Annotated in this window: 18 protein-coding genes and 19 tRNA genes; 34 read left to right on the top strand and 3 right to left on the bottom strand. The window is 30.9% G+C overall.

Annotation, left to right across the window (positions count from 1 at the left end):
- Positions 1-78 precede the first annotated feature (78 nt).
- From gatC to RH99_RS04480, 4 genes are all read left to right on the top strand, one after another.
- Positions 79-366 carry an Asp-tRNA(Asn)/Glu-tRNA(Gln) amidotransferase subunit GatC gene (gene gatC, locus RH99_RS04495; protein WP_010234503.1) on the top strand — a complete coding sequence of 96 codons (288 nt, stop codon included), beginning with the start codon at positions 79-81 and terminating at the stop codon, positions 364-366.
- Between the two features lie 112 nt (positions 367-478).
- On the top strand, positions 479-1,939 hold the full coding sequence (gene gatA / locus RH99_RS04490; RefSeq protein WP_010234501.1) for an Asp-tRNA(Asn)/Glu-tRNA(Gln) amidotransferase subunit GatA: 1,461 nt from the start codon (positions 479-481) through the stop codon (positions 1,937-1,939).
- Positions 1,940-1,953: 14 nt separating this feature from the next.
- On the top strand, positions 1,954-3,384 hold the full coding sequence (gene gatB / locus RH99_RS04485) for an Asp-tRNA(Asn)/Glu-tRNA(Gln) amidotransferase subunit GatB (protein ID WP_010234498.1): 1,431 nt from the start codon (positions 1,954-1,956) through the stop codon (positions 3,382-3,384).
- Positions 3,385-3,698: 314 nt separating this feature from the next.
- The gene (locus RH99_RS04480) at positions 3,699-5,339 is read left to right on the top strand and encodes an ABC transporter substrate-binding protein (protein ID WP_010234495.1); all 1,641 of its coding nucleotides are present in this window, start codon (positions 3,699-3,701) and stop codon (positions 5,337-5,339) included.
- A gap of 75 nt (positions 5,340-5,414) precedes the next feature.
- Here the strand turns inward: RH99_RS04480 and RH99_RS04475 are convergent, their stop codons facing one another.
- The gene (locus tag RH99_RS04475; RefSeq protein WP_373854699.1) at positions 5,415-7,079 is read right to left on the bottom strand and encodes a hypothetical protein; all 1,665 of its coding nucleotides are present in this window, start codon (positions 7,077-7,079) and stop codon (positions 5,415-5,417) included.
- 83 nt (positions 7,080-7,162) lie between these two features.
- On the opposite strand from RH99_RS04475, the gene RH99_RS04470 reads away from it, so the two are divergent.
- From RH99_RS04470 to RH99_RS04345, 26 genes are all read left to right on the top strand, one after another.
- Positions 7,163-8,143 carry an AIR synthase family protein gene (locus RH99_RS04470; protein WP_010234490.1) on the top strand — a complete coding sequence of 327 codons (981 nt, stop codon included), beginning with the start codon at positions 7,163-7,165 and terminating at the stop codon, positions 8,141-8,143.
- A gap of 32 nt (positions 8,144-8,175) precedes the next feature.
- Positions 8,176-8,952: a ribonuclease PH gene (gene rph / locus RH99_RS04465; RefSeq protein ID WP_010234488.1), complete on the top strand. Its 777-nt coding sequence runs from the start codon at positions 8,176-8,178 to the stop codon at positions 8,950-8,952.
- Entirely contained in the window at positions 8,921-9,523 is a 603-nt protein-coding gene (locus RH99_RS04460; RefSeq protein ID WP_010234486.1) for an XTP/dITP diphosphatase, read from the top strand. The genes rph and RH99_RS04460 overlap by 32 nt, the downstream gene beginning before the upstream one ends.
- A gap of 165 nt (positions 9,524-9,688) precedes the next feature.
- Positions 9,689-10,159, top strand: a complete 471-nt coding sequence (locus tag RH99_RS04455) for a YfcE family phosphodiesterase (RefSeq protein WP_010234483.1) — start codon at positions 9,689-9,691, stop codon at positions 10,157-10,159.
- A 111-nt stretch (positions 10,160-10,270) separates the two neighbouring features.
- Positions 10,271-10,346, top strand: a tRNA-Pro gene (locus tag RH99_RS04450).
- A 4-nt stretch (positions 10,347-10,350) separates the two neighbouring features.
- Positions 10,351-10,424 (top strand) — tRNA-Gly (locus RH99_RS04445).
- Positions 10,425-10,429: 5 nt separating this feature from the next.
- A tRNA-Arg gene (locus RH99_RS04440) sits at positions 10,430-10,506 on the top strand.
- A gap of 14 nt (positions 10,507-10,520) precedes the next feature.
- Positions 10,521-10,596: transfer RNA gene (locus tag RH99_RS04435), tRNA-Lys, on the top strand.
- 4 nt (positions 10,597-10,600) lie between these two features.
- Positions 10,601-10,676 (top strand) — tRNA-His (locus RH99_RS04430).
- Between the two features lie 8 nt (positions 10,677-10,684).
- A tRNA-Gln gene (locus RH99_RS04425) sits at positions 10,685-10,759 on the top strand.
- A gap of 9 nt (positions 10,760-10,768) precedes the next feature.
- Positions 10,769-10,844 (top strand) — tRNA-Lys (locus tag RH99_RS04420).
- A gap of 5 nt (positions 10,845-10,849) precedes the next feature.
- Positions 10,850-10,933: transfer RNA gene (locus RH99_RS04415), tRNA-Leu, on the top strand.
- A gap of 58 nt (positions 10,934-10,991) precedes the next feature.
- A tRNA-Gly gene (locus RH99_RS04410) sits at positions 10,992-11,066 on the top strand.
- A 5-nt stretch (positions 11,067-11,071) separates the two neighbouring features.
- A tRNA-Gly gene (locus tag RH99_RS04405) sits at positions 11,072-11,145 on the top strand.
- Positions 11,146-11,151: 6 nt separating this feature from the next.
- A tRNA-Arg gene (locus RH99_RS04400) sits at positions 11,152-11,228 on the top strand.
- A gap of 4 nt (positions 11,229-11,232) precedes the next feature.
- Positions 11,233-11,308 (top strand) — tRNA-His (locus RH99_RS04395).
- An 8-nt stretch (positions 11,309-11,316) separates the two neighbouring features.
- Positions 11,317-11,391 (top strand) — tRNA-Gln (locus tag RH99_RS04390).
- A 9-nt stretch (positions 11,392-11,400) separates the two neighbouring features.
- Positions 11,401-11,476 (top strand) — tRNA-Lys (locus RH99_RS04385).
- A 5-nt stretch (positions 11,477-11,481) separates the two neighbouring features.
- A tRNA-Leu gene (locus tag RH99_RS04380) sits at positions 11,482-11,565 on the top strand.
- A gap of 40 nt (positions 11,566-11,605) precedes the next feature.
- Positions 11,606-11,681 (top strand) — tRNA-Lys (locus RH99_RS04375).
- A gap of 9 nt (positions 11,682-11,690) precedes the next feature.
- Positions 11,691-11,766: transfer RNA gene (locus RH99_RS04370), tRNA-Pro, on the top strand.
- A gap of 4 nt (positions 11,767-11,770) precedes the next feature.
- Positions 11,771-11,844 (top strand) — tRNA-Gly (locus tag RH99_RS04365).
- Between the two features lie 72 nt (positions 11,845-11,916).
- Positions 11,917-11,993 (top strand) — tRNA-Arg (locus tag RH99_RS04360).
- A 593-nt stretch (positions 11,994-12,586) separates the two neighbouring features.
- A complete protein-coding gene (locus tag RH99_RS04355) occupies positions 12,587-12,784 on the top strand; it encodes a cold-shock protein (RefSeq protein ID WP_010234481.1) in 198 nt (65 codons plus the stop codon).
- A gap of 175 nt (positions 12,785-12,959) precedes the next feature.
- Positions 12,960-14,216 (top strand): DEAD/DEAH box helicase, encoded by a 1,257-nt coding sequence (locus RH99_RS04350; RefSeq protein WP_010234478.1) that lies wholly within the window; start codon positions 12,960-12,962, stop codon positions 14,214-14,216.
- Between the two features lie 193 nt (positions 14,217-14,409).
- A complete protein-coding gene (locus RH99_RS04345; protein ID WP_026038396.1) occupies positions 14,410-15,363 on the top strand; it encodes a GH25 family lysozyme in 954 nt (317 codons plus the stop codon).
- Positions 15,364-15,562: 199 nt separating this feature from the next.
- On the opposite strand, the gene RH99_RS04340 is transcribed toward RH99_RS04345, so the two are convergent.
- Positions 15,563-17,356: a carbon starvation CstA family protein gene (locus RH99_RS04340; RefSeq protein WP_010234472.1), complete on the bottom strand. Its 1,794-nt coding sequence runs from the start codon at positions 17,354-17,356 to the stop codon at positions 15,563-15,565.
- A gap of 274 nt (positions 17,357-17,630) precedes the next feature.
- On the opposite strand from RH99_RS04340, the gene RH99_RS04335 reads away from it, so the two are divergent.
- The 3 genes from RH99_RS04335 (at position 17,631) to RH99_RS04325 (ending at position 20,466) form a co-directional block, all read left to right on the top strand.
- Positions 17,631-19,316, top strand: coding sequence for a LytS/YhcK type 5TM receptor domain-containing protein (locus tag RH99_RS04335; protein WP_010234469.1), 1,686 nt, complete (start codon positions 17,631-17,633; stop codon positions 19,314-19,316).
- Positions 19,309-20,079 carry a LytR/AlgR family response regulator transcription factor gene (locus RH99_RS04330; RefSeq protein ID WP_010234466.1) on the top strand — a complete coding sequence of 257 codons (771 nt, stop codon included), beginning with the start codon at positions 19,309-19,311 and terminating at the stop codon, positions 20,077-20,079. Before RH99_RS04335 ends, RH99_RS04330 begins: the two co-directional genes overlap by 8 nt.
- Before the next feature lie 210 nt (positions 20,080-20,289).
- Positions 20,290-20,466 (top strand): H-type small acid-soluble spore protein, encoded by a 177-nt coding sequence (locus tag RH99_RS04325; protein WP_010234464.1) that lies wholly within the window; start codon positions 20,290-20,292, stop codon positions 20,464-20,466.
- Between the two features lie 862 nt (positions 20,467-21,328).
- On the opposite strand, the gene RH99_RS19630 is transcribed toward RH99_RS04325, so the two are convergent.
- Positions 21,329-21,604, bottom strand: a complete 276-nt coding sequence (locus tag RH99_RS19630; RefSeq protein WP_010234461.1) for an acyltransferase family protein — start codon at positions 21,602-21,604, stop codon at positions 21,329-21,331.
- 341 nt (positions 21,605-21,945) lie between these two features.
- Between RH99_RS19630 and RH99_RS04315 the strand changes: the two genes are divergently transcribed.
- Entirely contained in the window at positions 21,946-22,140 is a 195-nt protein-coding gene (locus RH99_RS04315) for a DUF3606 domain-containing protein (RefSeq protein WP_010234457.1), read from the top strand.
- Positions 22,141-22,195: the final 55 nt, after the last annotated feature.

Below are 22,195 nucleotides of genomic sequence, written 5' to 3'. Positions count from 1 at the left end.
TAAATAGAATTTTTATATTAAAGTTTAGTTTTTATTTCAGATGAATTTTAAAAAGCACTTAAGGAAGAGAGGGATAGTATGTCAGTTTCAAAAAAAGACGTTGAATATGTTGCAGAACTTGCAAGACTCAGTTTTAATGAAGAAGAAAAGGAAGAACTAATAGACGATCTTAATAAGGTTTTAGGATATATAGAAAAATTAGATGAACTTGATACAGATGATACAGATATAATTGTTAATCCTTATTATATTGAAAACAAATTCAGAGAAGATGAGATAGAACCTTCAATGGGTCTTAAATCAGTTCTAGATAATGCGCCTCAAAAATTAGAAGAATATATAATGGTACCTAAAATAATAGAATAAGCCTTATGAACTGATTTAAGGCATATGAAAATAAATAGTAAGTCAAAATAGACTAGCATACTGACTAGTTATTTATTTGAATGTGCCTAAAGATAATAATGGAGGTAGAAAAATGGAATTACATAAGCTTAAAGCTCATGAACTAAAGGATTTAATAAAAGATAAAGAGATTAAGGTAGAAGAAGTAACCAATGCTTTTTTAAATAGAATAGATAAAACGGATAAAGAAATAGGAGCTTATTTATATAAGGCTCAAGAGGAATCCATAGAAGAAGCTAAAAAACTAGATGAAAAAATTTCTAAGGGAGAGGTTTTAGAAGGATTAGGTGGAGTACCTGTTGCAGTAAAAGATAATATAAGTGTAAAGGGAATGCAAAATACCTGTGCTTCTAAAATATTAGAAGATTATATTTCGCCCTATGATGCTACGGTTACACAAAGGATTAAAGATAATAATGGTATAATACTTGGGAAACTTAATATGGATGAGTTTGCTATGGGATCTTCTAATGAAAATAGTGGATATAAAAAAGTAATAAATCCTTGGAATAAAGAGTTTGTTCCAGGAGGCTCATCAGGAGCTTCAGCAGCTTCAGTTGCGTCTTTTGAAGCACCTCTATCTCTTGGAACTGAAACTGGTGGATCAGTAAGACAGCCTTCATCCTTCTGTGGTGTAGTAGGCCTTAAACCTACTTATGGAAGAATATCGAGATATGGAGTCGTAGCTTTTGGATCAACACTAGATCAAGTTGGAACAATAGGAAGAGATGTAGAAGATTGTGCGCTTTTGACTCAAAATATTGCAGGTATTGATAAAATGGACTTTACTACGGTTAATATACAGGTTCAAGATTATAAAAAGAGTTTAGTTAAAGATATAAAAGGAAAGAAAATAGGCATCCCTGAAGAATACTTTGGAGATGGGCTTGATGATAGAGTAAGGAAGAATATAGAAGAAGCTATAAAGGTACTTGAAGATAACGGTGCTGAAGTAAAAAAATGTTCACTACCATTAACCGAATATGCACTAGCAGCTTATTACATAATATCTTCTGCAGAAGCTTCATCAAATCTTGCTAGATTTGATGGAATAAGATTTGGTCATAGAACTAAGGAGGCTACAGATGCCATAGATATCTATTTTAAATCAAGAAGTGAAGGCTTTGGAAAAGAAGTTAAAAGAAGAATAATGCTAGGTACATATGCTTTATCTGCAGGTTATTATGATGCTTATTATAAAAAGGCATTAAAGGTTAGAAATCTTATAAAACAGGATTTCCAAAAGATATTTAAGGAATTTGACGTATTGGTTTCACCTACATCACCTACAACTGCATTTAAGTTTGGAGAAAAAACAAAGGATGTAGTTTCTATGTATATGTCAGATGTTTATACAGTACCAGTTAATATTGCGGGAGTTCCAGCTATATCTGTGCCTTGTGGCTTTGTAGATGATTTGCCTGTGGGCCTACAGTTTATAGGAGATTATTTCAGAGAAGATGTTTTATTCAACTTAGCTTATAGTTATGAGACATCTACTGATTGGCATAAGAAAACAGCGATAGTTGACTAAGGATGGTGAAGAAAATGGAATATGAAGTTGTAATAGGACTTGAAGTTCATACTGAACTTTCAACAAAGACCAAAATATTTTGTGGATGTACAACAGAGTTTGGAGGTCAGCCAAATTCTCATGTTTGTCCAGTGTGTTTAGGCCTTCCAGGTGCACTTCCACATTTAAACAAGAAAGTTGTGGAATATGCTATTAAGGCGGGACTTGCATTAAATTGTTCAATAACAAAGTATGGAAGAATGGATAGAAAAAATTATTTTTATCCTGATTGTCCTAAAAATTATCAAATTAGCCAGGATGAATTACCACTTTGTACAGATGGATATATTGAAGTGGAATTAGAAGATGGAAGTACTAAGAAGATAGGGATTGAAAGAATACACATAGAAGAAGATGCAGGTAAGCTTTTACATACAGGTGTAGGAACATTAGTTGACTTTAACAGATCAGGAGTGCCACTAGCAGAAATAGTATCAAGGCCAGATCTTAGAAGTCCTAAAGAGGCGGTGCAATATCTTGAGAAGTTAAAGAGTATACTTTCCTGTATAGGAGTTTCAGACTGCAAGATGGAAGAGGGATCACTTAGATGTGATGCCAATATTTCCGTTATGGAAAAGGGTTCGGATAAATTTGGTATAAGAACAGAAATAAAAAACATGAACTCCTTTAAGGCACTAGAAAAAGCTTTAAACTACGAAACAGAAAGGCAGATAACTGCTTTAGAGAATGGAGAGAAGCTTACTCAAGATACAAGAAGATGGGATGATAGTAACAGTATAACCACAATAATGAGAAGTAAGGAATTCGCCAATGACTATAGATATTTTCCAGAGGGCGATCTTGTAACTTTAAATATAGAAGATCATTGGATTGAAGACATTAGAAAGACAATACCAGAGCTTCCATATGAAAAAGAGATTAGGTTTGTAGAACAATTTAAAATTCCAAAATACGATGCTGGAGTTCTTACTCTTACTATGTCTATGGCAGATTTCTTTGAAAAGTCAGCTGTAGCAAGTGGTGATGCCAAAGCTGCTTCAAATTGGATTATGGGTGATATATCAAAGATAATGAAGGAAAATGCTGTATGGGTAGAAGACTTGAAATTTACTCCGGATCAGTTAGCAGAACTTATAAAACTTATAAATTCAGGAACTATATCCAATGCTATAGGTAAAAAAGTTATAGTAGATATGTTTAACACAGGTAAAAATCCTAAAGATATTATTGAAGAAAAGGGCTTGATTCAAAATAGTAATGAGGATGAAATACTTGCAGTAGTTAAAAATATACTAGACAACAATGAAAAATCTATAGAAGACTATAAGAATGGTAAAAAGAGAGTGTTAGGATTTATTGTAGGTCTTATCATGAAAGAAACTAAGGGTAAAGCAAATCCTAAAATTGTTAATAAGCTTGTAAATGAAGAAATAAAAAAGTATTAAGTTATTAATAAATAATGTAATGTACGAATTATAATTAATAGAGTTTGAATTTGGAACAGATGAAGCTTTAATATTAAGATATTATATTAAAATAAACAAAATGTACTTTATGAATTAAAGAAAAAAATAGCACCAAGAATTCATATATAAATGAATTCTTGGTGCTATTTTTATGTTCCTATGAAAGTAAAATATCTTCTTTAAAATATAAAAGGCTAGTTTATATCTAGAAATTTGTTTACTATAAGTAATAAATGTTAATAATACTTACTGTGATTAAAATTTTAAGTATATTTTAGTAGGGGTATGTGGTTATGAAGATTATGAAGAAGTATCTAAGTATAATTCTAATTGTTATTAGTATATTAATAGCTTTTTCAGGATGTGTAGAGAAAAAGGAAGATGTAAGTACAGTAAAACAGAATAATAGCTATCTTATGTATGATATCGGAAGTTTACCGGATGATTTGAGTAAAACAGACCTGGATTCCTCAAGAGTTAAAGATTTAGAAAGAGTGCTATTTCAAGGATTAGTTTATGAAAAGGAAGATAATAATGGAAGCAGTAGTATAGATTATGCACTGGCAAAGAACTGTGATATCTCAAAAGATGGGTTGGTATATACATTTACATTGAAAGACAATGTAAAATGGAGTAATGGAACTGATATTACAGCTAATGATTTTGTTAATTTTTTTAAGGGTGTGTTATCACAAAATTATAATAGTGTATATAGATATGAGTTGAAATGTATTAATGGAGTATCAGATTTTACATCTGGTAGTAAGGATTTTTCAGCTGTAGCTATTACAGCACCAGAAAAAAATGTACTTCAAATAAGGTTAAACTATCCTTCACCATATTTTTTACAGCTATTATCTCAACCAATGTATGGACTCAGAAAGATTGATAATAACATTACTAAATGGAAAAGTAATTATGAAAAGATGGATTACTCAGGAGCTTTCTATATTAAAAAAGTAGAGAGTAATGGTAACATACTTTTAAGTAAAAATAGTAACTATGTTTTTAAGAATCTAGTTAAGAGCAATAATATTATACTAGCTACCAATAAAAATGGTAGTGCCTATTCCTTAGCTGACTTTGAAACCTATAATAATGTGGATATTTTTTTAAATCCACCCTCCACAGAAGTGGAAAGATTAAAAGATAAAAAGGAAGCTACTGTTTTTCCAACACTTTCAGTTAAAGGGATATTTTTTAACTTTAATAGTAACAATTCAGTTTCAAATTATAATTTTAGAAAGGGTATTAGTTTATCTATTGATAAAAATAGCCTACAAAACAATATAATGGCATATTATGGGAAAACTATATCATCGTATTTTCCTGAAAATATGAATTCTTCACAGATAAAAAATATAAATATTGCTAGCAATTCACAGGAAGAGGCTTTAAAATATTTTAATGATAGTAATTATAAAAGCGGTAGTGTGATTAAATTTATATATGTGGATAAAGATAATAATAGGAAAATATGTGAAAATATTATTAAGATGATAAATGAAACTATGGCTAAAAATAATAAAGATGAGGCAGCTAAAAGTATAAAATTTCAACTTGAGGGCTATAGTAGCAGTGATATAAATGAAGTTATTAAAAGCAATAAATATGATATGTTCCTAGGTGAATACAATATAAATTATAATAATCCCATGTCTTTTTTAGAGTTTTGGAGTTCAAAATCGCCTTACAACAAATATGGGTTTAAGGATATTCAATATGATGATCTTATGTTTACTGGAGATATTACTAAAGATTTAAGTAAGAAAAATGATATATATAATAAATGTATTGATGAATTAATGAGTGATATGCCGGTTATACCTTTGTATTCAAAGAATACTATAGTTTGCTCAAAGGAATCTATAGAAGGCTTGAAATTAAATAAATTTGGTAATCTTTTAATAGAAAATTTAGATATAAAGAGATAGTTATTAAATATATAAAAGCCGCTCTAAATTCTGAAGCAGCTTTTATATATTTAATAAACAGTTTTATATTATACATTAATTATGAGTATCCTTGGACTTCTCCTTAATTATATTAGTAGTTTTTTCATTATAAGCATCTTTCTTGTTTTTATGTTTATCTTCATCATTGCTTTTAATATAATCTTTGTTAACAACTTCTATTTTCTCATCTTTTTTATCATATTTATTCTTTTTAGAATTGTGTTTATCAACAGAAGTATTTTTATTATTTTCTGTATTAATGTTTTCTATCTTTTCATTCTGATTATCTGCTAAATCAGATTTATTTTTATTGGATTTTCCCTTAGCATTTCTCAGTAACTCAATATTATAACTGGGCTTAAAAAGATATATAAATAAAAAGAATAAAAACATATTTTGAGTACTATAGAAGCTATTTTTTGACTTGTCAAAGGTGTTTTTCTTTTTATTGTATGTTATAGATTTTAGAAATACTGGTGCAACTTCTGAAGCTTCAGGAGTTGGAATAGATGGCATTTTAAAATTCTGTTCATCTAATAAATCTTCAGAGCGCAATGAAAAATTTTCATATCTCTCTGGATTACCTAGATTTGGAACATCAGGCCAGCTTCCAATAATTCCTGATTCAATAATCTGATGTTTGAATATGTTAGAAATCATATTGGAATTATCATCTTCATCAGAAGATACAAGTGTACTTGCAAGATACAATAATATTTCCTCTGAGGTATAATCTATTTCCTTTTTATCTCCATCTTTTATAAACATTTGATTTTCTGGATCATAAGTTTTCTTAATTTTATTGAAAGCTTTATGTGAATCCTCTTTATAGTTAAGCAGTCCTGTATTTCTATATATAAGCATTGAATTTATGCAGGATAAGCAACGTGTATCTATATCATCATCAGATTCAGAGTCCATATTTTCTGATAAATAATCATTTAAGTCTAGAAGCAGTGAAAGTGAACTTTCATCTCTTGTATAGTCATAGAATATATTCAAAGCTAAACAAGTTTTTGAAATTTCATCAGATGATAAATCGTATAGGCTGTCTTTGTAGTCTCTAAGCATATTTAATATGTCAAAGGAAAAGTTTTTAAACTGAATAGCATCTTTATGATTGCATAGCTGAGAACATCTATAGAAAGCAGCCATAAGTAGTGCTTGATCAGAAAACTTAAATTTTGCAGATTTTTCTTCAAATTCTAAGTTTGAACTAGAAGAATCAGATACATTCTTTTTATCTATAAAAACTCCTTCAAAGTTTCTAAGGTTAGTAGCATAAAATTCTAGTTGCTTCTGAGCAAGAGAAGTATAAATTGAACTTAAATTAGATTTTTCAGAATGTACAGTTTCTAAAGCTCTGTAATAATTAGATAATTCCAGTAAGCCTAAAGTCATATAAGCATTACTAGATATAGGTATTTCTTTCTTGAATTTTTCATCTTGCCAACTCAATCTATTGTCGGAGGATTCAAGTTCACAATCACCTTTTTTGTATACACATAAAAGTGGAGAAAATGGAGTAAATGTGCTAATATCATTATTAGGAATAATTTTGTGCTTGAATTCTCTAGTATAAGTTGAGACACCAAATTTAGAATACAATACAATTAATTTTTCACCTTCTTTCCCCAGGTGAAACAATTGATTTTCTATATTTTTTTTGCTTAAGCAATTAATTTTTAAAAATGGTCCTATATATCTCAAAATAAACACCGCCTAAAAGTAATCCTATATAGCATTATATGAAGTTATAGAAATAATTGTGTATATAATTAGTTTTAGAAAGGAAGATTTTTATGAAGGTTGGAAAACTCGATTCTTTTGAATTGGAAAAAATAATTGATAATAACAGAGGAATAAAAAGGCATGATGTAAGAATTAGAGGCGGCATTGGAGAGGATTGCAGTGTTATAGAATTTGGTGATTTTGAATGCGTGGTATCTACTGATCCTATAACTGGTTCTGAGAATGGTATGGGAAGATTGGCAGTTCATATTAATTGTAATGACATTGCTTCTTGTGGAGTGGAACCTTTAGGAATACTCGTAACTATAATGGCTCCTGAGAGTTCTACTCTCACTGATATAAAAAATGTTATGCAGGAAATAAGTGAAGAATGTAAGAAGCTAAATGTAGAAATATTAGGAGGTCATACAGAGGTAACTAATGCAGTAAATAGAATGATAGTTTCCTGTACTGCCATAGGAAAGGGAAGAAAGAATTCTTCTGTTTCAACAGCTAATGCTAAAGCTGGTGATGATATAATAGTCACAAAAAAGCTATGTATGGAGGGTACTTTTATAGCCATAAATGATAGATTCGAAAAACTTAGTAAATTACTTAGTAAAGAAGAAATATTAGAAGCAAGAGGCTATATAAACAATATAAGTGTAGTAAATGAAGGAAAGGTATGTGGAGAACTAGGAGTTAATAGTATGCACGATATAACTGAAGGAGGAGTTTTAGGTGCTCTTTGGGAAGTGTCTAGTGCTAGTGGGTGTGGGTTTAGAGTAAACTATAATGCTATGCCTATAAGTGAAGTTACTAAAAAGGTTTGCAGTGAATTTAAAATAGATCCTCTAAGATTTATATCTTCAGGTAGTATGCTTATAACTTGTAGAGATGGAAATAAAGTTATAAATAAGCTTAAAGAAAACAATATACAAGCTACAATAATTGGAAATATTACTAATGAAAAATCCATAATTGTAAAAGATGATATGGAAGAGGAAGTTATACCACCAGGCAGTGATGAATTATTTAAAATCATAAAATAAAGCTACATAACATTAAATTTTAGGAGGATTCCATGCGATTTGACGGAAGAAAATTTGATCAGATAAGACATGTTAATGTAATAAGAAATTATACTAAATATGCTGAAGGTTCAGTTTATATTGAATTAGGAGATACTAAAATTATATGTAATGTATCTATTGAGGATAAAGTACCTATATTTTTAAGAGGTAAAGGGGAAGGGTGGATTACCTGTGAATACAATATGTTGCCTAGAGCCACTCAGGTACGTAAAATAAGGGATATAACAAAGGGAAAGATAGATGGCAGGTCTATGGAAATACAAAGGCTTATAGGTAGGACTTTGAGGTCTGTGGTGGATTTAAAAGCACTTGGAGAAAAGACACTATGGATTGATTGTGACGTAATTCAAGCAGATGGAGGTACACGTACAACGTCTATTACTGGTGCTTTTATAGCTATGGTAGATGCTATGAATAAATTGCATAGGAGAAGAGCCTTTGATATATATCCCATAAGAAAATATTTGAGTGCTATAAGCGTTGGTATAGTAAATAATGAAAAGCTTTTAGATTTATGTTATGCAGAGGATTCTAATGCACAGGTTGACATGAATTTTGTAATGACAGATGATGGTGAATTTGTAGAAATACAGGGTACTGGAGAAGAAAAACCTTTTTCAAGGAAAGACTTGAATGAGTTAATGGATTTAGCTGAAATGGGTATAAATAAGATAATTGATATAGAAAAACGCAGCCTAAAAACAGATGGGCTTTGGATTGGAACAGGAGAGAAAAATGAAAAAACTTATAGTGGCAAGCAACAATAAAGGAAAGATAAGGGAAATAAAAGAAATCTTAAAAGATTTTAATTTAAAAGTATTATCTTTGAAAGATTTAAATATAGACATAGATGTAGTAGAAGATGGAAATACCTTCATAGAGAACGCCTATAAGAAAGCTAAGGAAGTATATGATGTGACAGAGGGATATATGGTGTTAGCGGACGACTCTGGGCTTATGGTTGATGCTTTAAACGGAGCACCAGGAGTGTTTTCTGCAAGATTTGCAGGAGAATATGGCAATGATGTAAAAAATAATAAAAAATTGTTAGAAATGCTTAAGAATAAAAGTGAAGAGGAAAGAAGTGCTAAATTTGTATGTTCATTAGTACTTATTATAGACGATAATAGAAAAATTAATGTAGAGGGAAGCGTAAAAGGAGAAATAATTAAAGAAGCTATAGGAGAAGATGGATTTGGATATGATCCTCTATTTTATGTACCAAAATTAAAAAAGACTTTTGCACAAATGAGTAGTATAGAAAAAAACAGTATAAGTCACAGGGGAAAAGCTTTAAATTTATTAAAGAATAGACTAAAAGAAGAATTAGGCATGTGAAAATAAACAGTAAGTCAAAGATGCGACGAATATTTTCAATCCAACAAGGAAGCAGGTTCCGAGGATAGTGGGCTATCTGAGGGTTCTGCTGACGTAGTAGGATTCAAAATAGGCTAGCATACTGACTAATTATTTATTTGAATATGCCTTATAGGAGATAATTATATGATAATAGGAATATTGAGTGATACTCATAGGATTAATGGATATATAAAAAAAGCTTGTGAATACGTAAAAGATTGTAATCTACTAATACATCTAGGGGATAATATAGAAGATGTAGAGGAAATAAAAAAGTATTATAAGGGAAAGATTATAAAGGTTAGTGGGAATTGTGATTACACAGATAAAGTGCCAAAGGAGAGAATAGAAATAATAGAAAATAAGAAGCTTTTTATTACTCATGGACATGAGTATAATGTGAAAAATAGCTTAGTAAATCTTAAATACAAGGCACTTGAAATAGGTGCAGATATAGTATTATTTGGTCATACTCATGTAGCTAAAATTGTAGAAGATGAAGGGATATTATTTATTAATCCAGGTAGTGTTTCAATGCCAAGAAATGGGCAAAATAGTATAGCTTTCATAGAAATTATTGATGGCAACATACATGCTAATATAAAAACATTATAAAAAAATTGAAAAAAAGTATTGACGAATAAGAGATCTTAGTGTAGAATAATTTTTGTCGTCAAACGATGGCAAACAAAATGAAAACAAAGCAATAATAGGCATTTAAGTCGTCGGGGTGTGGCGCAGATGGGAGCGCGCGTGGTTTGGGACCATGAGGTCGCAGGTTCAATCCCTGTCACCCCGACCATTATGCGGGTGTAACTCAATGGTAGAGTGTCAGCCTTCCAAGCTGATTACGAGGGTTCGATTCCCTTCACCCGCTCCAAAGATGCGTCTTTAGCTCAGCTGGATAGAGCAACGCCCTTCTAAGGCGTGGGCCGGGGGTTCGAATCCCTTAAGACGCACCATTAAAAAATAATAAGCGCTTTTAGCTCAGTTGGTAGAGCACCTGACTCTTAATCAGGGTGCCCAGGGTTCGAATCCCTGAAGGCGCACCATATGGTGAATATAGTTCAGTTGGTAGAGCGCCAGTTTGTGGTACTGGTTGTCGAGGGTTCGAGTCCCTTTATTCACCCCACTTAATATTGGGATGTCGTCAAGCGGTAAGACACAGCACTTTGACTGCTGCATTCGTAGGTTCGAATCCTGCCATCCCAGCCAATTAAATATGGTTTACTAGCTCAGTTGGTAGAGCACATGACTTTTAATCATGTTGTCCGGGGTTCGATTCCCCGGTAAGCCACCAATGATGCAGGTGTGGCGGAATTGGCAGACGCACTAGACTTAGGATCTAGCGCCTACGGCATGGGGGTTCAAGTCCCTTCACCTGCACCAATATTTAATTTTGTTTATTAAAAAGTGAATTACAGTTATTGTTTATATAGTATGTTTTGCGGGAGTGGCTCAGTGGTAGAGCGTCACCTTGCCAAGGTGAACGTCGCGAGTTCGAATCTCGTCTTCCGCTCCAAACATGCGGGTGTAACTCAATGGTAGAGTGTCAGCCTTCCAAGCTGGTTACGAGGGTTCGATTCCCTTCACCCGCTCCAAAAAATGCGTCTTTAGCTCAGCTGGATAGAGCAACGCCCTTCTAAGGCGTGGGCCGGGGGTTCGAATCCCTTAAGACGCACCATATGGTGAATATAGTTCAGTTGGTAGAGCGCCAGTTTGTGGTACTGGTTGTCGAGGGTTCGAGTCCCTTTATTCACCCCACTTAATATTGGGATGTCGTCAAGCGGTAAGACACAGCACTTTGACTGCTGCATTCGTAGGTTCGAATCCTGCCATCCCAGCCAATTAAATATGGTTTACTAGCTCAGTTGGTAGAGCACATGACTTTTAATCATGTTGTCCGGGGTTCGATTCCCCGGTAAGCCACCAATGATGCAGGTGTGGCGGAATTGGCAGACGCACTAGACTTAGGATCTAGCGCCTACGGCATGGGGGTTCAAGTCCCTTCACCTGCACCAATTAATTAAAGATGTTTTTGTCTAGATATTATTTAAATATGCGTTTTTAGCTCAGTTGGTAGAGCACCTGACTCTTAATCAGGGTGTCCAGGGTTCGAATCCCTGAAGACGCACCATTTTAATTTCGGGGTGTGGCGCAGATGGGAGCGCGCGTGGTTTGGGACCATGAGGTCGCAGGTTCAATCCCTGTCACCCCGACCACTATGCGGGTGTAACTCAATGGTAGAGTGTCAGCCTTCCAAGCTGATTACGAGGGTTCGATTCCCTTCACCCGCTCCAAAAGATAAGCTAGATATCAGTTGTTAATAAACTGATATCTGTTTTGCTTTTTGATTAAACTCAATAGGATATGCACCCATAGCTCAGTTGGATAGAGTTACAGACTTCGAATCTGGAGGTCGTGAGTTCGACTCTCACTGGGTGCACCACTAAAGCCTTATGAATGATAAACTCATGAGGCTTTTAATTTTGTTTAAAATAATGAAAATTTTGTTGTATATGATGCATTAGGACTAACGAACCCACTTTTTTCTTTATTGTTAAGATAAGAATGAAATTGAAGAAAAACGGTATTATGAAGTACATAAATATGATATTCCAGTATTTAATACAATGAACATACAAAAAAAGAAATAAACCTTAAGGGGGAACAAAAGGTTTATTAAGTCAAAAACTTCTTATCAATTTATTTTATTTATGTTCATAAGGGGTATGTTTAAATAATAACAGTAGAATACGGAAGAAATATAAAATAATTATGTTCAATTTATGTGATTTTCATTTCTCTTCTTAAATATTCGTATTTGCTTCATATAATCATTACTTCAACTAATGAAAATAAAAACTTGCTTTATATAATAAACTGTGTTATTCTTAGTAAGAACTTAAATTAATAGTTAATAATGAACCACGAAATATATTTCAATTAGTACTTAATAATATAGTATGTTGATATCGAGATTTTATTAGTGAGTTATTGCCATGAGTTTAAGAAAATAAAATTTCGGAGGTATACATTTATATGAATGGTACAGTAAAATGGTTTAATGGAGAAAAGGGATTTGGATTTATTACAGGAGAAGATGAAAAAGATGTTTTTGCACATTTTTCTCAAATAAATTCAGATGGTTACAAATCACTTGAAGAAGGTCAAAAAGTTTCTTATGACGTAGTTAAAGGACCAAAAGGACCTCAAGCAGAAAATATCACTGTTCTTTAATTAGCAGGTATTTTAACCCCTTGAATAGTCAGTCTATTTGAGGGGTTTTTTAGTTGCCTATAATTAGATTATAAGACAAAACAAAAATAAAAAATACGTAAAAATAATAAACAAGTCGGTCAGTTTGATTAGATTCAATAAGGTACAATATTGGCCACACTTATAGAGGAGAAAAATGTTATTTGAAAATTTAAATATTATTGACCCTATTTTGAAAGCTCTAAAAGACGAAGGGTATACTAGTCCTACGCCTATACAGGAACAATCTATTCCAGCTATACTTGAAGGAAATGATTTAGAAGGATGCGCTCAGACAGGTACCGGTAAAACAGCAGCTTTTGCTATACCTACACTGCAGCTTCTTTATGGTAAAAAAAGAGTTGAAAAAGCACCTATAGTTATTAAAGCTTTGGTGTTAGCACCAACTAGAGAATTAGCTATTCAGATTGAAGAAAGCTTTACCTCCTATGGAAAATATACTGGTCTAAAGAATACTGTTATCTTTGGTGGAGTTTCACAAAGACCTCAGACAGAGGCGTTAAAGGCAGGAGTAGATATTTTAATTGCAACACCTGGTAGACTTTTAGATTTAATGCAACAAAAATATATAAGTCTACAGCATATAGAATTTTTTGTGCTTGATGAGGCAGATCGAATGCTTGATATGGGACTTGGACATGATGTAAAAAGAATTATAGCAAAACTTCCAAAGAATAGGCAGAATATGTTATTTTCTGCTACTATGCCTCATAAAATTTCAAGGTTAATGGATTCAATTCTTGTAAAACCCATAAAGGTAGAAGTAACTCCGGTATCATCTACTATTGATACCATTAATCAGAAAGTTTATTTTGTTGAAAAAAGAAATAAGAAGGCTTTGCTTATTCATTTGCTAAAGGATAAATCCTTTGAATCTGTTCTTGTATTTTCTAGAACAAAGCATGGTGCAAATAAAATAACTGGAGATCTTGTTAAAGCTGGAATAGAGGCTCAAGCTATTCATGGTAATAAGTCACAAAGTGCAAGACAACTTGCGTTAAGCAACTTTAAGGAAAAGAAAATAAGAGTTTTGGTAGCAACGGATATAGCTGCAAGGGGTATTGATGTAGATAAGTTATCTCATGTAATAAACTTTGACTTACCTGATGTACCGGAAACCTATGTCCATAGAATTGGACGTACTGGAAGGGCTGGAGCAGAAGGTGTTGCACTTTCATTTTGTGATGCTGAAGAAAGAGAATTGCTTACAGATATTGAAAAGGTTATATCAAAGTCAATACCAGTGGTTGAAGATCACCCTTATATTATAAGTAATTTAAGCTCCATTACAAGTACTTCAAGTGCAGTGAAAAATAAGGATGTTAGAAAGAAAGCATATGCTGGGAAGAGTCGTCAAAGCAGTTATTTTAGAAAAAATAAAAAGAGCAGTTAATAGAATATGAGACTATAGTAAAAAGGTACACGTGTATATGTGTACCTTTTTAGTACTTTAGATATATAATTTTTATATTTGCAAATCTTATTAGTAGTTAACTAGCACCATGAGCAAATTTATCTGATATTACATATACTAATAATAATGCTTGTACTAACTTTTAAATATGAGGGGAATGATTAGTATGGTAATGAAAGGAATAGATATATATAGTGGTACTATTATTACAGACTGGAGTGCAGTTAAAAATGATGGAGTTGAAGCAGTTTATATTAAGGCTACAGAAGGGAAGACCTATGTAAATCCTTTGATGGATACTCAATATAGAAATGCAAAGGCACAAGGATTAAAGGTTGGATTCTACCATTTTGCAGCTAGAAATAGCCCTATAGAAGAATATGCTCACTTTATGAATATTATTGGTAAATATCAACAGGATTTAAAGCCTGTTCTGGATTATGAAGTTTCTAATCCAGATATGAGTTTTGTGTCGCAATTCATGGCTCAGAACGCCAATTTATTACTTTATGCAGCTCATAATGTAGCTGATAGATCCAATGTTCCTAAAAACAAGATATGGATTGCAGAACCTAATACAAGGCCAGCAGATACAAACGGTTATGCAGGTATACAATATACCTGGACTGGAAGAGTCGCAGGATTACAAGGTAATGCAGATATTAATTTATTCAGTAGAGATATTTTAATTGATAGTAATAATGTTATTTTAGAAGGATCACCACAAATACAACAGAATGGTGACCCTACTGTTATGATAATTCAGCAGCAATTAAATACTTTGCTTAAAAAAGGATTAGTTGTAGATGGTATTAACGGCCCACTAACTACAACAGCTATAAAAGAGTTTCAAGGTATTATGGGACTTTCACAAGATGGAATATGGGGACCTAAAACAGTAGCGGCAGTAGAAGAAATTTATTCTATACCGGAAGATGGGGTGCCATATCCACATTATGAATATGCAACTAGATATATTCAACACCGAATGGGTATTACACCAGATGGAATATTTGGGAATGGCACAAAAGTATCGGTACAAAACTGGCAAGCAAAACATGGTCTAACTTCGGATGGAATTGTTGGAACTGTAACGTGGAGTAAGCTACTAGATGAAAATGTATAGTATTATAGTCTTTTTTTAATATAATAGAAGACATGAATATCAATGAATCCTACTTAGTGTGAGTTTGGACTAGCACTAAGTTTGGATAATTTATCCAGTATAAAAAAGATAAAGGGCATGTCTAAAAATGATTTTAAAGATCATCTTGTTAGGCATCCCTCTTAATTTTTAATTCTTGTTTTTTAATTTGAGTATGATCCTAAATACTATAATCATTTTCTTTTGTTTTGCTATAATTCTTTGATTTCAAATCTGAAATCCAGTGTTTAATACTTTCATAAAGTATAACTACAAGTATAACTATAAGTATTAAGGATAATACTGTAAGTGTAGTTTTGTGATTTGGTATATAATTACCTGTTATATTTTCAATTGAAGCTGTTAAAGTAGCTACACTTATGAGTATCATAGGTAATATGGTAATAGGTATATATTTTTTCTTGCCCATTCGTATAAGCACTGAAGTACCTACGGCAAAGGTTATAGCTGCTAGGCTTTGGTTTGCTACACCAAATAGCGGCCAAATGGTGGATATATTGCCTGTATATAGTAAATATCCCCAACAGAAGGTCATTAGCAGACTGAAGAATATTATATTAAACCAGGAATCCTGCTTTTTAAAAGGTTTATAAATTTTGCCAAATAAATCTTGAAATAGGTATCTGCCTATCCTTGTACCTGAATCTATAGTTGTGAGTATAAATAATGCTTCAAACATTATGCAGAAGTGATACCAATAGGACATTAATGCTTTTAAACCCGGAATTTTATAAAATACGTAGGACATACCTACTGCAAGAGATACTGATCCACCAGGTCTTCCTACCAATTGTTCTCCAACAAGCTGTGAAAGCATAGGAAGTTCTTTTGGCACCATGCCAAGTTTTGCAAATAGAGCTGGTGTAGAATTTATGGCAAAGTAATCGGCAGTGGGAAGACAGGTTGCTGCTATTAATGCTATTAACGCTATAAAAGATTCTATAACCATGGAACCATATCCAACAGGAAGTATATGCTTTTCATTTGCGATAAGTTTAGGTGAAGTACCTGTACTTATTAGTGAATGAAAGCCAGATAATGCACCACAGGCTATGGTTATAAATATAAATGGAAATACTTTACCGGGAACTATAGGTCCTCCTCCGTGTACAAATTGAGTCATAGCAGGCATTTGAAGAGTTGGTCTTACTAATACGATTCCAAGTACAAGTATTAACATAACACCTACCTTCATATAAGTGCTCAAATAACCTCTTGGTAATAATAACAGCCATACAGGTAGAACAGCTCCACAAAAACCATATATAGCCAGTATCAGTGATATCTGCTTTACATTGAAAGTAAAAAATGGAGCAATGGCTGAATTTTGTATAGTTGGACCAAGAATAACTCCTAGCATTATAAGTGCCATACCTATTATAGTAGCTTCTCCAATTTTACCAGGTCGTATAAATTTAAGATAAATACCTATGAATATTGAAGCAGGAATAGTAAAGCCAACAGTAAAACTTCCCCAAGGACTACTGGCAAGAGAGTTTACTATCGGAAGTCCAAGTCCAGCCATGGTTATTATCAATATAAATATAACCGAAACTGAGGTGATTAAGCCCATTCGTCCACCAAGATTTTTTTTTGCAATTTCAGCAATGGTCTGACCATCTTGTCTAACAGAAGCAAATAATATAACCATATCATGGACTCCACCAGCTAGTACGCCACCAATTAAAATCCAAAGAGTACCTGGAAGATATCCGAATTGAGCGGCTAAGACAGGTCCTATAAGTGGTCCTGCCCCAGCAATTGCAGCAAAATGCTGGCCAAGTAGTACCCATTTGTTTGTTGGTAAATAGTCATGTCCATCTTCAAGTTTTTTAGCTGGAACTTCTCGTGTTTCATCTAGAACCAGAACTTTTGTTGCTATCCAGCATCCATAAAATCTGTAACCTAGAGCTAATACTAAAGCTCCTATGATTACAAGTACTATAGAATTCATATAAAAGCCTCCTTTTAAAATTAAATTATAATGAAATTAAGTTATTCATGTATTTGTAAACGATTAAAATAACTCAACTTCATTATAATTTTAATTGATTGATTTTAATACTTAAATCCAGCGAAGTGGTAAAAAAGCACAATGAACAGTAGAAATTGATATCTAATTAACATTAAAAAACGTTAACAAAAAATTAGATAATGTTATATAATTTACTTATTAAGTAAATTATGTGATTTAATATTTATTGAATATAATTTGAGGAGTGATAAATTTGATATACGTTCAACTGATAGAAAATATGGCGCTTATTGCATTATTTGCATATATTTATAATCAATCAAATTTTTTTAAAAGATTAATTCAAAACAATTTTAAAATTAGAAATCAAATTTTAATAGTGATATTCTTTAGTGCTTTGGGAATTATAGGTAACTATACAGGGGTAAGTATAGGTCCTTATTCAATGAATGAAATTAATATATCCTCAAGGTATTTAGGAAGGTATGATGCTATAGCTAATGCAAGGCCAATAGCTTCCATAGTATCTGGATTTATTTATGGGCCTGTGGTAGGAATTATGGTTGGACTTATTTCAGGGACACATAGATATTTTTTAGGTGGTTTTACAGCACTAGCCTGTGGAATTTCTACTGTAATAGAAGGACTCATAGGTGGTATTGTAGGAAAGAAATTTAAAAATACAAATTTAAATATAAAATATGCATGTGTTGCAGCGGTGATTGCAGAATGTATTCAAATGATTATAATCCTAATATTCTCTAATCCATTTTCAGCTGCATTTCGATTAGTTAAAATTGTAGCTGTACCCATGATACTTATAAATTCACTAGGTACAATTATTTTTATAAGTATCATAAAAAGTTCTAAAGAAGAATGTGATAGAATTGGAGCAATAGAAGCACAGAAAGCTTTAAATATAGCTAAGAAAACTTTAAAATATATGAGGAAGGGACTTAACATTGAAACCGCAAAAAATATTTCTGAAATAATATATAAGATAACAAATATAGATGGAATATTTATAGGAAATAAAGATGGCTTTTTAACATGTTTAGGTGAGGATATACATGAAAAGAATATAGAGAATTTTTTAAATGAATATTATAAGTCACCTAAATATAAAATTATAGAAGTAGATACTATGTTTTTTATATGTGCCCCATTTAATATATCCAATTCAGGATTTGAAGGGGTACTTGGTCTTGGAATGAAATCTAAAAAGAATATTACTATATATTTTACACAATTTGTGGAGGAGCTTAGTGAACTTTTATCAAATCAAATAGAATTATATAGATTAAACAAGCTGGCAGAAGAAGTATCTACAGCAAAATTCAGAGCTCTACAAGCTCAAATAGAACCACATTTTTTATTCAATGCATTAAATACTATATCTTCATTTTGTAGGACAAACCCTTTAAAAGCTAAAGAACTTATAATAGATTTATCCAATTATTTTAGAAAAACTTTAAAAAGGCATGAAGATTTTGTATATCTAAAAGATGAAGTAGAGTTTATTCAATCATATTTCTCTATTGAAAAGGCTAGGTTTGGAAATAGATTGAAACTCACTATTGACATACCAAATATGATTATGAATATAAAAGTGCCTTCATTTATACTTCAACCTATTGTAGAAAATTCAGTAAAACATGGAATATTGCCTAAGGCAGAAGGAGGAAGCATATATATAAAAGTACTTTCTAAAAATAATGAAATGAGATTTTCTATAGAAGATACAGGTATAGGAATGAATGAAGAAAAGTTGAATGATGTACTAGTTAATTGGCCAGGAATAGGACTAAAAAATGTAAATGAAAAATTAAAATTACTATATGGAAAAGAACATGGATTAAATATAAAAACATCTTTAAATAGTGGAACTAAAGTTAGTTTTATTATACCAATGAAGGAGGATTCATCATTAAATGGATAAGATAAACTGTGTTATTATAGAAGATGAGATACCTGCTGCTGAAGAATTAAGTTATATAATATCCAAACATGAAAGTATAAATGTAGTTGGAATTGCCTATGATGGCAAAAGTGGTATAGAAATTATAAAGAGGAAAAAGCCTAATGCCGTTTTCTTAGATATAAATATGCCAGTAAAAAATGGTATTGAAGTAGCAGAGGTTGTAAAGGAATTCAATGATTCCATCGATATAATATTTGTTACTGCCTATGAAAAATATGCAGTAACAGCTTATGAAATTTATGCTCTTGATTATGTGCTTAAGCCCTTTGTTGATGATAGAATAAATATTACTATAAATAGACTTATAAATAAGTGGCATAAAGCAAAAAATGAAGTTGAAAAAATACCTAATATGCTAAATAAGATAATAGATAAGATAGATAAGGATAAAAAATTGCTTAAAAAGATTCCTTGCGAAAAAAATGGTAAAATAGTATTAGTAAATGTAAAAGATATCTATTATTGTTATATACAAGATGATAAAACATATGTAAAGACTAAAAATGATAAACATATAGTTGGATACAATTTATGTCATTTAGAAGAAAAAACTAATTTTTTTAGGTGCCATAGAAGCTATCTTGTAAATATGGATAATATAAAAGAGTTTTATTCCTGGTTTAATGGAACTTACAAACTAGTTATGAATGATGAACAAAAATCGGAAATACCTATAAGCAGAAATAATGTAAGAAAGTTAAAAGAATACTTTGAAATTTAAATGAAAAATGAAATACTTAAATCTTTATAAATATGAAACTGTAACAGCTCGTGCAAAAAGAAAAATAAGGTATAAAATGGAATTTGAAGCAAATAAAGAGTATTGGCTAGAATTAAAATAAAAGGAAGTAAGTATAGAAATTATCTCCATGAATTTTTTAATTTTTGTAGTACAAAATATAACTATTAAAATTAAAAAGGAGAAAATCATATGGATATAAAGAAAGCTAATGAGATAGTTGAATCATTAGGTGTAGTTGATGTAAATTATAGAGGATATTCAGTTTGGATAGAAGGTATTAATGAAGAAACTAATGAAGTTAGTGTTAAAGATTTAAAGACAAATAGAGAATTCACAGTAGATGTAACTGAATTAAATGAAGATTAGTTAATTATCTATAAAAAAAACAGCTTAGAATTATTAAAAAAATAGTTCTAAGCTATTTTTAACATTTACTAAATGAATCATTAAAAAATATTATGTTTTTCAAATAAGCCTGATAAGGAATATAGGATATAATCTATTTAATCATTTCATTTGTATTAGTAATTCTGCTTTAAATATAGCTTTATATACTCTATTAATAATTTTAGAAGAAAGTAATATAACTATAAGTAGAGAAAGCGATATAATTAATAGTTCCCTTATAAAAATATTATTGAAACAAGTAAAAATGTTATATTTAATAAATAATTTAATTATAAATCCATGAAATAAATATACTGTCATAGTTCTAGAACCTAGCTGGGTAAAAAAGAATTTTGTCTTTGGTATTAAAACTAGTACAAAAACAGATATAAATATAGCAAGTAGATATGTAAATATACGTATTGCATATTTGGGAAGACCAAAGCTATCTAATTGTGAATAAGAAAAACTTCCATAAAACCATTTGTAATCAATTTTATAGCTGATGAAATTTATAAAGAATAAAATAAAAAATAGAGCTATAACGGAACCTGATCTCGTAATATAGTGTTTAAAAATATCAATATAATGTTTTTTAAATAAATAACCTATTAGGAAATAAGGAAAAAATGTTATTGTTCTTGATAAACTTAAATAATATCCAATATTATTATCATATCCAGATAATACAGAAATTAAAATTGATATTATAATGCAATGTTTAATTTTGGAGAAATATGGTATTATAATATTCCAGGTAAAAAGAGAAAGAAGGTACCAAGTAATCCAATAAGGATAAACAAAAGTTAATTTAAAATTTTGTACTTTTAATACATAAATATTAAATACAGAGTAAAAAAAACTGAAAGATTATATATGGAATAAATATATTGCTGATTTTAGGCAATATATTTTTTTTATTATTAGCGTTTTTTAAAAAATATCCTGAAATAAAAGCAAAAAGAGGCATATGAAAAGCGTAGATAAAGAAATACAGCAGTCTGAAATTTGAATACGTATTAATTAATGGTTCTATAACATGTCCAATTACTACTAGAGTAATTAGAAGTAGTTTTATATTATCAAAATAATAATCCCTTTGGTTTTTAAAATTCATATTAATATACCTCATATATAAGTATTGTGTATCTATAGTTGATATTATAGACATAAATAGTCAAACAAATATCAAGTGATTATGGAAACTTTATGGGATTTTTTATCTAGATTGATATCATATATAATGCAAATAAGTAAAATTATTATTTGATACGTGTGAATACAAGGTGTTTTATATATGATAACGATTATTAAAAACTAATAAATACTATTTACAGAATAATACTTATGTATTATTATATAGATAATGTATGAATTACCCCCTATAAAATATAAAATAATTTGGAACCATTAAAAATAAAAACAATGGTTCCAAATTATGATTAAGGAGATGATGTTATGCTTAATCTTAAATTTAAAAGAGAAATAAAAAAGAAAGCACCATCAAATTATTCAGAAATAAATCTAATCCAACAAGAAGAAGTGAATTGGTGGTGCGAAGAGTTAAGTTGTACAGAGGAAGAATTGATAAATGCAATTAATAAAGTTGGAGATTATACTAGTAGGATAAAAGAATATTTAGGAAGATATTAGTGAGCTCATAATAGGGCTCTTTTTTTGTATGAAATTATGAATATACATAGGATAA

The organism is Clostridium arbusti SL206, from assembly GCF_000246895.1.
Taxonomy (GTDB): domain Bacteria; phylum Bacillota; class Clostridia; order Clostridiales; family Clostridiaceae; genus Clostridium_I; species Clostridium_I arbusti.
Note: the sequence above shows the minus strand (reverse complement) of the source record. Positions and strands in the feature narration are given on the sequence as shown.